This window comes from Mycobacterium paraense, from assembly GCF_002101815.1.
GTDB lineage: Bacteria > Actinomycetota > Actinomycetes > Mycobacteriales > Mycobacteriaceae > Mycobacterium > Mycobacterium paraense.
The window spans coordinates 139,396-153,452 of sequence record NZ_LQPM01000024.1; the positions used below are offsets into that span (position 1 = coordinate 139,396).

The 14,057-nt window shown below is 70.6% G+C and carries 13 protein-coding genes and 1 pseudogene; 10 read left to right on the forward strand and 4 right to left on the reverse strand.

Annotated features, from left to right (window positions below; all coding sequences use genetic code 11):
* Nucleotides 1-571: 571 nt before the first annotated feature.
* On the forward strand, nt 572-1,813 hold the full coding sequence (locus AWB89_RS19265; RefSeq protein ID WP_085175980.1) for a glycosyltransferase: 1,242 nt from the start codon (nt 572-574) through the stop codon (nt 1,811-1,813).
* On the opposite strand, the pseudogene AWB89_RS19270 reads toward AWB89_RS19265, so the two are convergent.
* Nucleotides 1,808-2,558, reverse strand: a pseudogene (locus tag AWB89_RS19270) (dienelactone hydrolase family protein). The gene AWB89_RS19265 and the pseudogene AWB89_RS19270 overlap by 6 nt on opposite strands.
* A 97-nt stretch (nt 2,559-2,655) precedes the next feature.
* Between AWB89_RS19270 and AWB89_RS19275 the strand changes: the two are divergent.
* The 9 genes from AWB89_RS19275 (at nt 2,656) to AWB89_RS19315 (ending at nt 11,993) form a co-directional block, all read left to right on the forward strand.
* A complete protein-coding gene (locus AWB89_RS19275; RefSeq protein WP_085102789.1) occupies nt 2,656-3,456 on the forward strand; it encodes a thymidylate synthase in 801 nt (266 codons plus the stop codon).
* A 7-nt stretch (nt 3,457-3,463) separates the two neighbouring features.
* The gene (locus AWB89_RS19280; protein ID WP_085175833.1) at nt 3,464-3,961 is read left to right on the forward strand and encodes a dihydrofolate reductase; all 498 of its coding nucleotides are present in this window, start codon (nt 3,464-3,466) and stop codon (nt 3,959-3,961) included.
* A 90-nt stretch (nt 3,962-4,051) separates the two neighbouring features.
* Nucleotides 4,052-4,753 carry a DivIVA domain-containing protein gene (locus tag AWB89_RS19285; protein ID WP_085102793.1) on the forward strand — a complete coding sequence of 234 codons (702 nt, stop codon included), beginning with the start codon at nt 4,052-4,054 and terminating at the stop codon, nt 4,751-4,753.
* A 51-nt stretch (nt 4,754-4,804) separates the two neighbouring features.
* Nucleotides 4,805-6,019, forward strand: a complete 1,215-nt coding sequence (locus tag AWB89_RS19290) for a winged helix-turn-helix domain-containing protein (protein ID WP_085175835.1) — start codon at nt 4,805-4,807, stop codon at nt 6,017-6,019.
* Complete coding sequence (locus AWB89_RS19295; protein WP_085175837.1) at nt 6,019-7,398, forward strand: class I SAM-dependent DNA methyltransferase; 1,380 nt, start codon at nt 6,019-6,021, stop codon at nt 7,396-7,398. The genes AWB89_RS19290 and AWB89_RS19295 overlap by 1 nt, the downstream gene beginning before the upstream one ends.
* Nucleotides 7,395-8,456, forward strand: coding sequence for a restriction endonuclease subunit S (locus AWB89_RS19300; protein WP_085175839.1), 1,062 nt, complete (start codon nt 7,395-7,397; stop codon nt 8,454-8,456). Before AWB89_RS19295 ends, AWB89_RS19300 begins: the two co-directional genes overlap by 4 nt.
* A gap of 10 nt (nt 8,457-8,466) precedes the next feature.
* Complete coding sequence (gene thyX, locus AWB89_RS19305; RefSeq protein WP_085175982.1) at nt 8,467-9,231, forward strand: FAD-dependent thymidylate synthase; 765 nt, start codon at nt 8,467-8,469, stop codon at nt 9,229-9,231.
* A gap of 163 nt (nt 9,232-9,394) precedes the next feature.
* Nucleotides 9,395-10,297: a 4-hydroxy-tetrahydrodipicolinate synthase gene (gene dapA, locus AWB89_RS19310; protein ID WP_085175984.1), complete on the forward strand. Its 903-nt coding sequence runs from the start codon at nt 9,395-9,397 to the stop codon at nt 10,295-10,297.
* Between the two features lie 19 nt (nt 10,298-10,316).
* Nucleotides 10,317-11,993 carry a ribonuclease J gene (locus AWB89_RS19315; protein ID WP_085175841.1) on the forward strand — a complete coding sequence of 559 codons (1,677 nt, stop codon included), beginning with the start codon at nt 10,317-10,319 and terminating at the stop codon, nt 11,991-11,993.
* Between the two features lie 8 nt (nt 11,994-12,001).
* Here AWB89_RS19315 and AWB89_RS19320 read toward each other — a convergent pair whose 3' ends face one another.
* Genes AWB89_RS19320 through AWB89_RS19330 form a run of 3 tightly spaced genes read right to left on the reverse strand, consistent with a single transcriptional unit; the run spans nt 12,002 to nt 14,009 of the window.
* A complete protein-coding gene (locus AWB89_RS19320) occupies nt 12,002-12,874 on the reverse strand; it encodes an SAM-dependent methyltransferase (RefSeq protein ID WP_085175843.1) in 873 nt (290 codons plus the stop codon).
* Between the two features lie 2 nt (nt 12,875-12,876).
* The gene (locus AWB89_RS19325) at nt 12,877-13,698 is read right to left on the reverse strand and encodes a mycofactocin-coupled SDR family oxidoreductase (protein ID WP_139830846.1); all 822 of its coding nucleotides are present in this window, start codon (nt 13,696-13,698) and stop codon (nt 12,877-12,879) included.
* Nucleotides 13,695-14,009, reverse strand: coding sequence for a putative quinol monooxygenase (locus AWB89_RS19330; RefSeq protein WP_085102807.1), 315 nt, complete (start codon nt 14,007-14,009; stop codon nt 13,695-13,697). Before AWB89_RS19330 ends, AWB89_RS19325 begins: the two co-directional genes overlap by 4 nt.
* Nucleotides 14,010-14,057: the final 48 nt, after the last annotated feature.

Below are 14,057 nucleotides of genomic sequence, written 5' to 3' on the forward strand. Positions count from 1 at the left end.
CGCTCAATTCGTCGACCGTTGACAGCTGTGGGAATGTTCCCGGTCACGATACCCCCGTCGTTGCCGTGGCATTACGCCCCGAAGCGGGTAGTCGTGCTCATTGCTAAACACGATTCCAGCAAATGTTAAGGTACGGGCACTAATAAGTCTATAGTTCGCCGTGCCCGCGTTAGCTATTTGTCACATGTTAAATTTTATTTGGGGGCCAGGCCATCGGATCGACGCGTTTTTCCTAGTCCCGTTTATTAGCTGCACGCTAGGCTCCGACGCCGTTGAAGCGGCGTGCCTGCCTCCTGTCAGCAAACTCTTTTGCAGGCCGTCGGCCAACTGTGCGAAAGTGCCAGTGGCCGACGATAGCCGGTGACAGCAAGGGTTTTGGCCGGAAATCGCTAATTTCAGCTCGCGGGCGCGGCGGCCGACGGGCAAGCTGCTTGCCCTTTCGTGCACGTCGCATTCGGCTGGCGGTGATCGCCAGGTTTCCCTCAAACGGATGAAAACCATTTCGTCCGGCAAAGGGCTCCGGGCAACGAGGTCGGGCATGCGGCGCGCTTCGCTGCTGCACACTAGCGAAATGCGCGTGTTGCTCTCGACCTACGATTCGCGCGGCGGCGTCGAGCCGCTGGTCGGGCTGGCCGTGCAGTTGCAGGCGCTCGGCGCGGAGGTGCGCATCTGCGCGCCGCCGGACGAGGAGTTCGCCGAGCGGGTCGCCGGTCTCGGCGTGCCGCTGGTGCCGTTCGGCGAGTCGGTGCGCGCGATGGTGACCGGCGCGACGCCGCCGACGGAGGCCGATCTGCGCCGCCACATCGACGAGCTGATCGCCGCGCAGTTCGACACGGTCGCCGCGGCGGCGCAGGGGTGTGACGCGCTGGTGGCGGCGGGCCTGCTGCCGGCCGCGGCCGGCGCGCGGTCGGTGGCCGAGAAGCTGGGCGTCCACTACGTGTACGCGAGCTATCACCCGGCGGACCTGCCCTCGCCGCACCACCCGCCGCCGTCGTTCTGGCGCGCGCCGCTGGCGCCGGGCATGGTCGACAACCGGGTGCTGTGGGACCTGGACGCCCGGAACGCGAACGCGCACTTCGGCGCGACGCTGAACCGGCACCGGGCCGCGATCGGCCTGTCACCGGTCGACAACGTCCGCGACCACGCCTTCACCGGCCGCCCCTGGCTCGCGGCGGACCCCACGCTGGGCCCATGGCCGGAGCCGGCCGACCTCGACGTGGTCCGGACCGGCGCGTGGCTGCTGCGCGACACCCGCCCGCTCCCGGCCGAGCTGAGGGAGTTCCTGGACGCCGGCGCACCTCCGGTCTACCTCGGCTTCGGCAGCATGCCCGTGCCGGCGCTGGAGAGCATCGCCCGGGCGGCCATCGAGGCGATCCGGGCGCACGGCCGCCGCGCGCTGCTCGCCCGCGGCTGGGCCGGCCTGGCCCCGATCGACGACGGGGACGACTGCTTTGCCGTGGGCGAGGTCAACCAGCAGGCGCTGTTCCCCCGTGTTGCCGCGGTCGTGCATCACGGCGGCGCGGGCACCACGACGACCGCCGCGCTGGCGGGATCGCCCCAGGTGGTGGTGCCGCAGGGGGCCGACCAGCTGTACTGGGCGCGCCGGGTCGCCGAGCTGGGCATCGGCACCGCGCTGGTGGCGCCGCCGACGGCGGGCGCGCTGTCGGCGATGCTGGCGTCCGCCCTGGCGCCCGAGACCCGCGAGCGGGCACAGGCCGTCGCCGGCGAGATCCGCACCGACGGTGCGGCCGTGGCCGCGACGCGGCTGCTCGAGGAGGTCGGCGCTCACAGCGCCGCCGGCCCGGCGCTATAGCGCCGAACCGAACACCTCCGTCATCGCCGCCCAGTGGCGTTCGTCGGCGGCCGGGTCGTAGGGCGGATTGTCCGGGACGGCGAACCCGTGACCGGCCGAATACCACTCGATGGTGTGCGGGACGCCGGCCGCCGTCAGCGCCTTTGTCGAGCTGTTCGGCGTGATCGGCGGTGAAGGACGCGTCGTTTTCGGCGCCACCGACGTACACCGTCGCGGTCATCCGGTCGGCCAGCAGGTGCGGGCTGTCCGCCCCGTCGGTCACCAGCCCGCCGCCGTGGAACGACGCGGCGGCGGCGACGCGGTCGCCGAGGCGCCCGGCCACCACCACCGAGGTCCGGCCGCCCATGCAGTAGCCGCACACGCCGAACCGCTGGCCGGACACCTCGGGTCGCGCGGCGAGGTAGTCGAAGAAGGCGCCGGCGTCGCCGGCCATCTTGTCCGGGGTGATGCCGCCGATCATGCCGAACAGGCGCCCGCGTTCCTTGGGGTCGCTGAACACGGTGGCCATGTCGAACGGGGCCCAGTCGCCGCTGCGGTAGTACACGTCGGGAAGCAGCACCGCATAACCGAATCCGGCCAGCTTGGCCGCCATCTGGTCGAAGGTGTCGCGCACCCCGCCGGCATCGCAATACATCACTACTCCTGGCCAGGGGCCGGGGCCCTGGCCATCGGACCCTTCGGGGGTGAACAGCCCGACGGGGCACGAGCCGTCGGGGGTGGTGACAGTGTCGGTGATCTTCGGCATGGCATTCGTTCTACTCCTGGTCCGTCGAGCCCAATTTGTCGGCGTCGACCCCCGCGCCCGGCTTCGCCGCGCTTGCGATCGCCGCTAAGCTGACCGCGTGCCGATCCCGACCCCCTACGAGGACCTGCTGCGCCTGGTGCTCGAGCGGGGCGCGACGAAATCCGACCGCACCGGCACCGGGACCCGCAGCCTGTTCGGCCAGCAGTTGCGCTACGACCTTGCGGCCGGATTCCCGTTGCTGACCACCAAGAAGGTGCATCTGAAGTCGGTGGTCTACGAGCTGCTCTGGTTCCTGCGCGGCGACTCCAACGTCGCGTGGCTGCACGAGCACGGCGTCACCATCTGGGACGAATGGGCAAGCGAGACAGGCGATCTCGGGCCGATCTACGGCGTGCAGTGGCGGTCCTGGCCGACCCCGTCCGGCGAACACGTCGACCAGATCAGCGCCGCGCTGGAGCTGCTGCGCACCGACCCGGACTCGCGGCGCATCATCGTGTCGGCGTGGAACGTCGGCGAGATCCCGCAGATGGCGCTGCCGCCGTGCCACGCGTTCTTCCAGTTCTACGTGGCCGACGGCAGGCTGAGCTGCCAGCTCTACCAGCGCAGCGCGGACCTGTTCCTCGGCGTACCGTTCAACATCGCCAGCTACGCGCTGCTCACCCACATGATGGCCGCCCAGGCCGGCCTGTCGGTCGGCGAATTCGTCTGGACGGGCGGCGACTGCCACATCTATGACAACCACGTCGAGCAGGTGCGCACCCAGCTCGGCCGCGAACCGCGGCCCTATCCGGAACTGGTTCTGGCGCACCGGGATTCGATCTTCGACTACACCTACGAGGATGTCGTCGTGAAGAACTACGACCCGCACCCGGCGATCAAAGCACCCGTCGCGGTATGAGCCGCATATGACGTCGCTGGGTCTGGTGTGGGCTCAGTCGACGTCCGGCGTCATCGGGCGCGGCGGCGACATCCCGTGGCGGGTGCCCGAAGACCTGGCCCGTTTCAAGCAGGTGACCATGGGGCACACGGTGGTGATGGGCCGGCGGACCTGGGAGTCGCTGCCGGCCCGGGTCCGGCCGCTGCCGGGCCGGCGAAACGTCGTGCTGTCGCGGCAGGCCGACTACCGCGCCGACGGGGCGGAGGTGGTCGGTTCGCTCGAGGCCGCTTCGACAATTTCCGCGTCGGAGGCCGAGACGTGGGTGATCGGCGGCGCGGAGATCTACGTGCTCGGGCTGCCGCTGGCCTCCCGGTGCGAGGTCACCGAGGTCGAGATCGACCTGGTGCGCGACGACGAGGACGCGATGGCGCCGGCGCTCGACGAGTCGTGGCTGGGCGCGACGGGGGAGTGGCAGGTCAGCCGCACCGGGCTGCGCTACCGGTTTCACAGCTACCGTCGGGCGTGAGTTGCCCGGCGCGGCCGTGACATACTCGGACGCGGGGTCGGTATCGCCGGGGTTTTTCACCAGACGTTGCCAGGAGGGGGAATTGTGGCAGTGATAACCGAACCCGCGAAGACGTTCACGCGCATGTTCCGGGGCTACGATCCCGGCGCCGTGGACGCGCACATCGAGATGCTGGCCACCAAGCAGCAGTTGCTGCGCGACGACGTCGAGAGCCTGCGAGCGCGGCTGCGGGAATCCGGCGAGGAGGCGGCCGCCCTGCGCAAGGAGATCGCCGTCCTCACCGAGACCTCGACCTCGCCGCACGCGGTGCAGCAGCGGATGGCGAAGATGCTGCGCCGTGCGGTCGACGAGGCCGCCGAGATGCAGGCCGAGGCGCGGGCCGAGGCCGAAGCGCTGATCGCGGCGGCCGAGGCCGAGGCGGAGGCCGCCCAGCGACGGCGCGACGAGGTGCTGGCCGACATGGCCGAGCAGCAAAAGGCCATGGAAGCCGAGTACGCCGAGACCAAAAAGCAGCTCGAGGACGAACTGGCCGGCATGCGCGCCGACGCCCACAAGGCGCGCGAGCAGCTCCTCGGCGACGCGAAGCAGGAGGCCGACCACTATCGCGACCAGGCCCTGCGCGCGGTGGACGAGGCGAGCCGGCAACGGATCAAGATCCTCGAGGAATTGATGGCCGTGTACCGCGACCTGGAGCCGGTCCCCGCCGCCCTCGAGTCGGCATACGAAGAACGAAAGAATCCGCCGGAGCTGGGCGCCCTGGTATCGGTGGACGGGAAAGCCCGGGCGGGCTGAGCCCGGTCGCGCCGCCGCCGACGACCCGCGAAAAGCCGGTATTCTCGGCGCGTGTCGCCCCGCAGCTCCAGGCTGACCGCCGCGCAGGCCCGCCGCATTGCCGTTGCGGCCCAAGGGTTTAGCGAGCCCCGCCCCGCGGGCCCGATCACCCGCGCGCATCTGAAGCGGCTCATATCGAGAATCCAAGTGCTGCAGCTGGATTCGGTTTCGGTGGCGGTGCGCGCCCACTACGCGCCGGTGTTCAGCCGGCTCGGCCCCTACGACCGCGACGTGCTGGACCGCGCAGCCTGGGGGCCGCGCTCGGCGCGGCTGCTGGCCGAATACTGGGCCCACGAGGCCGCGCTGATGTCGGTCGACGACTGGCCGCTGCTGCGCTGGCGGATGCGGCAGTATCGGCACGGCCGCTGGGGCACCCACATCGTGAAGGCCAATCCCCGCCTCGCCGAGCGCATCGTCGCCGCCGTCGCGGAGCTCGGGCCCAGCACGGCCGGGCAGATCGAGGAGCACCTGGCCGCCGAGCCCCGGCGCAAGAAGGGCACCTGGTGGACGCGCAGCGACACCAAGTGGGTCGCCGAGGCGCTGTTCGCGTCCGGCGTGCTCACCACCGCCACCCGGGTGGGCTTCGCGCGCCACTACGACCTGGTGGAGCGGGTGCTGCCGGCGAGCGTGCTGGCCCGCGAGGTCGACGACGACGAGGCGGTCCGCGAGCTCACCCTGCGCGCCGCGACCGCGCTGGGCGTGGGCACCGAGGCCGACATCCGCGACTACTTCCGGCTGTCGGCCCAGCAGGTCAAGCCGGCGATCGCCGAGTTGCTGTCCGCCGGTGCGATCGAGCGGGTCGACGTCGACGGCTGGTCCGCGCCGGCGTACCTGCGGGCGGGCCGGACGGTGCCGCGCGTCGATCGGGGCACCGCGCTGTTGTGCCCGTTCGACCCGTTGATCTTCTTCCGGCCCCGGGTCGAGCGGCTGTTCGGCTTCCACTACCGCATCGAGATCTACACGCCGGCCGCCAAACGGCAGTACGGCTACTACGTCTGGCCGCTGCTGATGGACGGGCGGCTGGTGGCGCGCGTCGACCTCAAGGCCGACCGGGCCGGCGACGCGCTGCGCGTGCTGGGGGCGTTCGGCGAGCCGGGGATCACGCGGCCGCGGGTGGTCGACGCGCTCGCCGGCGAACTGCGGTCCATGGCGTCGTGGCTGGACCTGGGCGGGTTCAGCGTCTCCACCCGGGGCGACCTGGCCGCCGAGCTGCGGGCGGCCAGCTGATGCGGGCGACGGACAAAGAGCTCAAGGACACGCTCTGGAAGGCCGCCAACAAGCTGCGCGGCTCGTTGTCGGCGGGCCAGTACAAGGACGTCATCCTCGGGCTGGTGTTCCTCAAGCACGCCAGCGATTCGCGCTGGAAGTCCTTGGCGCACAACGCCGAATCGCCCGACATCGGCCGGCTGGTCGACGACGCGATGGAGGCCGCCACGCTGCCGCGGCTGTACGAGAACCTCGACCCGCGCCGCCTCGGCGAGCTGGTGCGCCTGCTCGACGGCGCGCAGTTCGGCCGGGCCGGCGGCCGCCGCCCGCGGGACCTGATGGGCGAGGTGTACGAGTACTTCTTGGGCAACTTCGCCCGGGCCGAGGGCCGGCGCGGCGGCGAGTTCTTCACACCGCCCAGCGTGGTGCGGGTGCTCGTCGAGGTCCTCGAACCGTCGAGCGGGCGGGTGTACGACCCGTGTTGCGGGTCGGGCGGCATGTTCGTGCAGACCGAGAAGTTCATCGCCGCGCGCGACGGCGATCGCGCGAACGTCACGATCTACGGGCAGGAAAGCGTCGAGCAGACCTGGCGGATGGCGAAGATGAACCTCGCCGTCCACGGCATCGACGACGCCGGGCTCGGCGCGCGCTGGGCCGACACGTTCGTCGACGACCTGCACGCCGGCGTGCAGATGGACTACGTGCTGGCCAATCCGCCCTTCAACATCAAGGATTGGGCCCGCGACGAAGCGGACCCGCGCTGGCGCTTCGGCGTTCCGCCCGCCACCAACGCCAACTACGCCTGGATCCAACACATCCTGTCCAAGCTGGCGCCGGGCGGCTCGGGCGGGGTGGTGATGGCCAACGGCTCGATGTCGTCGAACACGCTGGGGGAGGGCGACATTCGGGCCGGGATCGTCGAGGCCGACCTGGTGTCGTGCATGGTCGCGCTGCCCGGGCAGTTGTTCCGCAGCACCGGCATCCCGGTGTGCGTGTGGTTTTTCGCCCGGGACAAGGCCGCGCGGGCCGGCCAGGTGCTGTTCATCGACGCCCGCGGCCTGGGCTACCTGGCGGATCGGGCGGAGCGCGTCCTGTCCGACGACGAGGTGGTGCGCATCGGCGACACCTACCACGCGTGGCGCGGATCCCCGTCGTCCGCCGCCAAAGGCCTGACGTACCAAGACGTTCCGGGCTTCTGCCGATCGGCGTCGCTGGACGACATCAGGGCCGCCGGCTATGCCCTGACCCCCGGGCGGTATGTCGGGCCGCCCGCCGCCGCCGACGACGGGGAGCCCGTCGACGAGAAGATCGCCCGGCTGACCGGCGACCTGCTGGCGGCGCTGGACGAATCGGCGCGCCTGGACGCGCTGGTGCGCGAGCAGGTGGGGCGCCTGCGGTGAGGGCCAGGCTGGGCGACCATCTCGAATTCAGCAACGGAACCAGCCCGCCGCGCCGGGTGCCGGACGGGTGCTTTCGCGTCTACGGCTCCAATGGGGCGATCGGCTATGCGGCACAACACAATGCGGCCGGCCCCCTCATCGTCCTGGGCCGGGTCGGCACCTATTGCGGCAGCCTGCGGTATTGCGATGCCGAGGTCTGGGTCACCGACAACGCGCTGGTATGCCGGGCCAAGGATCCGCGGGACACCAGGTACTGGTACTACGCGCTGCACACCTGCGGGCTGGGCGATCACCGCGCCGGATCCGGCCAACCCCTGCTGAACCAGCGGATCCTGCGCGACGTCTCGGTGTCGACCGTCGCGGCGCCGCAACGGCGCCGGATCGCCGAGGTGCTCGGCGCCGTCGACGACAAGATCGCCGCCAACGAACGCGTGATCGCCGCCGCCGAACAATTGATGGTGGCCATCGCGGAGGCGGTGCCCGAGCGGGTGCCGTTGTCTCGCCTGGCCGAGCGGTCGACGGCACCGCTCGGGCCGGCGAGGTTCGACGACGTCGTCGCCCACTTCAGCCTCCCGGCGTTCGACGACGGCGCCACGCCCGCGTTGGTCGCCGGCGGGTCGGTGAAAAGCGGCAAGTTCCTGCTGTCGCGGCCGTGCGTGCTGGTGGCGAAGCTCAACCCGAGGATCCCGCGCATCTGGAACGTGCCGGTGTTGCCGGCGCAAATGGCCTTGGCCAGCACCGAATTCGTGGTGCTGCGCCCGGTCGGGGTTGATACGTCGGCACTGTGGTCGGCCCTGCGGCAACCCGAAGTCACCGAGACCCTGCGCCTCGAGGTCGGCGGAACCTCGGGCAGCCATCAGCGGATCCAACCGCGCGACCTGCTCGAGGTCCGCGTCCGCGACGTCCGGCGACTGGCGCCCGCCGCGTCGCGGACGATCACCGGCCTGGGCGCGCTGTGCCACGCCCGCCGCGCCGAATGCGTGCGGTTGTCGGCCTTCCGCGACGCGGCGCTGCCGCCGCTGATATCGGGTGAACTCGCGGTGCGGCCGTCGCGTTAAGGTGAGCGCCGTGGCCGAGACCGCGCCGCTGCGCGTGCAGCTGATCGCCAAGACGGAGTTCCTGGCGCCGCCGGACGTGCCCTGGACCACCGACGCCGACGGCGGGCCGGCGCTGGTCGAGTTCGCCGGCCGGGCCTGCTACCAGAGCTGGTCGAAGCCCAACCCGAAGACGGCGACCAACGCCGGCTACATCGGGCACATCATCGACGTCGGGCACTTCTCGGTGCTCGAGCACGCGAGCGTGTCGTTCTACATCACCGGCATCTCGCGGTCGTGCACCCACGAGCTGATCCGGCACCGGCATTTCTCCTACTCGCAGCTGTCGCAACGCTATGTGCCCGAGGGCGACTCGCGGGTCGTCGTCCCGCCCGGGATGGACGACGACCCCGAGCTGCTGCGGATCCTCACCGAGGCCGCCGACGCCGGCCGGGCCACGTACGCCGAGCTGCTGGCCAAGCTGGAGGCCAAGTTCGCAACGGGCGAGCCGGGCGAAAAATTGGGGGTGTTGCGGCGCAAGCAGGCGCGCCAGGCCGCGCGGGCGGTGCTGCCGAACGCCACCGAGACCCGGATCGTGGTGACCGGCAACTACCGGGCGTGGCGGCACTTCATCGCGATGCGCGCCAGCGAGCACGCCGACGTGGAAATCCGTCGCCTGGCCATCGAGTGCCTGCGCCAGCTCGTCGACGTGGCGCCCGCCGTGTTCGCCGACTTCGAGGTCTCCACGCTGGCCGACGGCACCGAGGTCGCCACCAGCCCGTTGGCGACCGAGGCGTAGCCGCCTAATCCCATCAGCGCAGCGACAACGACCGCCGCGTTGTCGCTATGAGGCGGGCACATCGGACATGCCTCGACCTGCCGTGACTCCTGGGGCGGCTGAGACGACGGCACGCCCGCCGCGGGTGCAAAACACCTTGCCGCCGCCAGGTAACCTGAAGACCGTGAGCACCGTCGGATTCGACGCCCCCGCGAGGCTGGGAACCCTGCTGACCGCGATGGTGACGCCCTTCGCCGCCGACGGGTCCCTGGACACCGCCGCGGCGGCGCGGCTGGCAAACCACCTGGTGGACGGGGGGTGCGACGGCCTGGTGGTCTCCGGGACCACCGGCGAGTCGCCGACCACCACCGACGACGAGAAGCTCGAGCTGCTGCATGTGGTGCTGGAGGCGGTGGGCGATCGCGCCCGCGTCATCGCCGGTGCCGGCACGTATGACACCGCCCACAGCGTGCGGCTGGCCAAGGCCTGCGCGGCCGAGGGCGCCCACGGCCTGCTGGTCGTCACGCCGTACTACTCCAAGCCGCCGCAGGCCGGGCTCGTCGCGCACTTCACCGCGGTCGCCGACGCGACCGAGCTGCCGGTGCTGCTCTACGACATCCCGCCGCGCTCGGTGATACCGATCGAGACCGAGACCATCCACGCGCTTGCCGGCCACCCGAACATCGTCGGCATCAAGGACGCCAAGGCCGATCTGCACAGCGGCGGCCAGATCATGGCCGAGACCGGCCTGGCCTACTACTCCGGCGACGACGCGCTGAACCTGCCGTGGCTGGCGATGGGTGCCACCGGCTTCATCAGCGTGATCGCCCATGTGGCGGCGGGGCAGCTGCGGGAGCTGTTGTCCGCCTTCAACTCCGGGGACATCGCCACCGCCCGCAAGATCAACGTCTCCCTCGCCCCGCTGTGCAACGCGATGGGCCGCCTGGGCGGGGTGACGATGTCGAAGGCGGGTCTGCGCCTGCAGGGCTTCGACGTGGGCGACCCCCGGCTGCCGCAAATGCCGGCCACGCCGCAGCAGAGCGACGCGCTGGCCGCCGACATGCGCGCGGCCTCGGTCCTTCGGTGAGCCAAAGGGCGGCCGGGAAGTGGATGTAGACCTCACCCCGCCGGGTCCTCTGACCCCGGGCGGGTTGCGTGTCACCGCGCTGGGCGGCATCAACGAAATCGGCCGCAACATGACGGTTTTCGAGCACCTGGGCCGCCTGCTGATCATCGACTGCGGGGTGATGTTCCCCACCCACGACGAGCCCGGCGTCGACCTGATCCTGCCGGACCTGCGCCACATCGAGGACCGGCTCGAGGACATCGAGGCGCTGGTGCTCACGCACGCGCACGAGGACCACATCGGCGCGATCCCGTTTTTGCTGCGGCTGCGCCCCGACATCCCGGTCGTCGGCTCCAAGTTCACCCTGGCGCTGGTCGCCGCCAAATGCCGCGAGCACCGCATCAAGCCGGTCTTCGTGCAGGTCGCCGAGGGGCAGCGCAGCACGCACGGCGTGTTCGAGTGCCAGTACTTCGCCGTCAACCATTCCATCCCCGACGCGCTGGCCATCGCGGTCCACACGGGCGCCGGAACCGTGCTGCACACCGGCGACATCAAGCTCGACCAGCTGCCGCTGGACGGGCGGCCCACCGACCTGCCCGGCATGTCGCGGCTGGGCGACGCGGGCGTCGACCTGTTCCTGTGCGACTCGACCAATTCCGAGATCCCCGGGGTCGGGCCGTCGGAAAGCGAGGTCGGCCCGACGCTGCACCGGCTGATCCGGGGCGCCGATGGCCGCGTCATCGTGGCGTGTTTCGCCTCCAACGTGGACCGGGTGCAGCAGATCATCGACGCGGCAGTGGCTTTGGGCCGGCGGGTGTCGTTCGTCGGGCGATCCATGGTGCGCAACATGGGCATCGCGCGGGAACTGGGCTTCCTGCGGGTGGACGATTCCGACCTCATCGACATCTCCGCGGCCGAGATGATGGCGCCCGAGCGGGTGGTGCTGATCACCACCGGCACCCAGGGCGAGCCGATGTCGGCGCTGTCGCGGATGTCGCGCGGCGAGCACCGCAGCATCACGCTCACCAGCGAAGACCTGGTGATCCTGTCGTCGTCGCTGATCCCCGGCAACGAGGAGGCGGTGTACGGGGTCATCGACTCGCTGGCCAAGATCGGGGCCCGCGTCGTCACCAACCAGCAAGTGCGCGTGCACGTTTCGGGTCACGCCTACGCCGGCGAGCTGTTGTTCCTCTACAACGGCGTGCGCCCGCGCAACGTGATGCCGGTGCACGGCACCTGGCGCATGCTGCGCGCCAACGCCAAGCTGGCGGCGCGCGCCGGGGTCCCCGAGGAATCAATCCTGTTGGCCGAGAACGGCGTCAGCGTCGACCTCGTCGCGGGCCACGCCTCCATCGCGGGGGCGGTGCCGGTCGGCAAGATGTTCGTCGACGGTCTGATCACCGGCGACGTCGGCGACATCACCCTGGGTGAGCGGCTCATCCTGTCGTCGGGTTTCGTCGCGGTGACCGTGGTGGTGAAGCGCGGCACCGGCCGTCCCGCCGCTGCGCCGCAACTGTTTTCGCGCGGCTTCTCCGAGGACCCCAAGGCGCTCGAGCCCGCGGTGCGCAAGGTCGAGGCGGAGCTCGAGGCGCTGGTCGCCGACGACGTGACCGATCCCGTGCGGATCGCGCAGGCGGTGCGCCGCACCGTCGGCAAGTGGGTCGGCGAGACCTACCGCCGGCAGCCGATGATCGTGCCGACGGTCATCGAGGTCTAGCAAACCAGCTAAATCTTCTCGGCGTAGGCCGACCATTCCAGCTGGGACGCCGCGAGTTTGCGGCCGGTGGGCGCCACGTAGCGCTGGACGAGTTCGTCGGGGCCGGCCTGCTCCACCAGGCGCCAGCCGTACTCGGCGATGAACTCCGCGACCTCGTCGGGTTGCAGGCCGAAATGCCAGAGTTGGTGGCGCCGGCGGACATTGCGGTACAGCGTGCGGGTGCCGTACAGATTCGTCCCCTCGATGAAGTCGCGGCGGACATAGGTGAACACCAGCCGGCTGCCCGGGGCCGCGGCGCGCAGCCCCTCCAGCGTGCGGCGGACGCCGTCTTCGGTGAGGTACTGGGTCACGCCTTCGCAGATGAAAAAGGCCCGGAAATCGGTGCGGTAGCCGTGCTCGGCGAGCGAGGTGAGCAGGTCGTCGCGCTCGAAGTCCAACGGCACCAACCGAACCGACATCGGCAATCCGCCCAGCACCCGGCGGACCGTCCGCGCCTTGCGGGCGATGTTGACCGGCAGGTCCACCTCGAAGACCGGCAGGCGGACGCGCCGCGTCAACAGGTAGGGGCGGGTGTCGAATCCGGCGCCCAGGATGACGACCGCCTCGATGCCGGGCAGCGCCTCCTCGAGCTTGTCGGCGATGAACCGCTTGCGGCAGGCGAGATTGGCCCACAGCCCCGGCCCGGTGTACTCCGAGCCGCGGACCATCAGGCGGCGCGCCGGCGCCCAGCGCGTCGCGGCGACCAGCCAGCGCAGCGGGCGCGGCAGGAACAGTTCCGCGAGGTCGTCGTCCACCAGCCGGCGCCCCGGCGGCTCGTTCCGCTCCACCGCGGCCAGCACCATCGGGCCGAAGGCGGTCTGTGCAGCGGGATTTCGTGCCATGGCTACTTGTTCAGGAAGCCCGCGTCGACCGGCAGCGTGACGCCGGTGATGTAGCGGGCCTGGTCGGACACCAGCCACGCCACCGCGTTGGCGACGTCTTCGGCGTCGAGCACCTCCACCGGCATGGCATTGCCCATGGCCCCCGGCGTGTCGGTGGCGGCCGCCATCTTGGCCAGCCACTCGCGGGTGAACTCGTTGTTGATCATCGGGGTCTCGACACCGGACGGGTGAATCGAGTTCACCCGAATCATTTGTGTGGCAAGCAGATTCGCGTATACCCGCATCAATCCGACGACCCCGTGCTTGGCGGCGGCGTAGCCGACCGAACCGGCGTCCGGGCTGCCGACGCCCGCGAGCCCGGCCGACGAACTGATCAGCACGATCGATCCGCCGGTGCCCTGCTTGACCATCGTCGGGATGGCGGCCTTGATGGTGTTGTAGACGCCGGTGAGGTTGACGTCGATGACGTCGCGCCAGCCGTCGTCGCCGGACTGCATCGGGGCGATGCCGGCGTTGGCCACGACGATGTCGAGCCGGCCGAACTCGTCGAGGCCCGCCTGCAGCGCGGCGGACAACGAACCCCGGTCGCGCACGTCGCCCTGCCTGGCCACAATGCGGGCACCGGTGTCCTCGACCAGCTTGACCGTGGCCGCGAGGTCGTCCGCGGTGGCCAGCGGGTAGGGGACGCTGGCGATCTGCCCGCACAGGTCAACGGCGATGATGTCCGCCCCGTCGCTGGCCAGCCGCACCGCGTGCGCGCGTCCCTGGCCGCGCGCGGCCCCGGTAATGAAAGCGACCTTGCCTTCGAGTGAGCGGGCCATCAGGGACGCAGCTGCCCCTTGTCGGCGTCCCCGGCCGGGATGGGCTGCAGCATCTTGATGTCCGGCGCCCCGTCCAGGTGCTCGCCCGCCGCGGCGAACAACTTGCCGATCGCCGGCGCGGTGCTGTGCACCTTGAGCGCCTCCTCGTCGGCCCACTGCTCGACGAACACGAACGTCTCGCCGCTTTGGTGCAGTGAATACAGCTGGCACCCCGGCTCCTCGTGCACTTCGCTCACCGCGTTGGTCAGGATGTCGCGGACGGTGTCCACCGATTCGGGTTTGACGGTCATGGTGGCGACGACGACGACGGGCATGCTGGTGCCTCCTGGGCGTGTGAGGGGTGGGTGACGGCGTGACTGCGA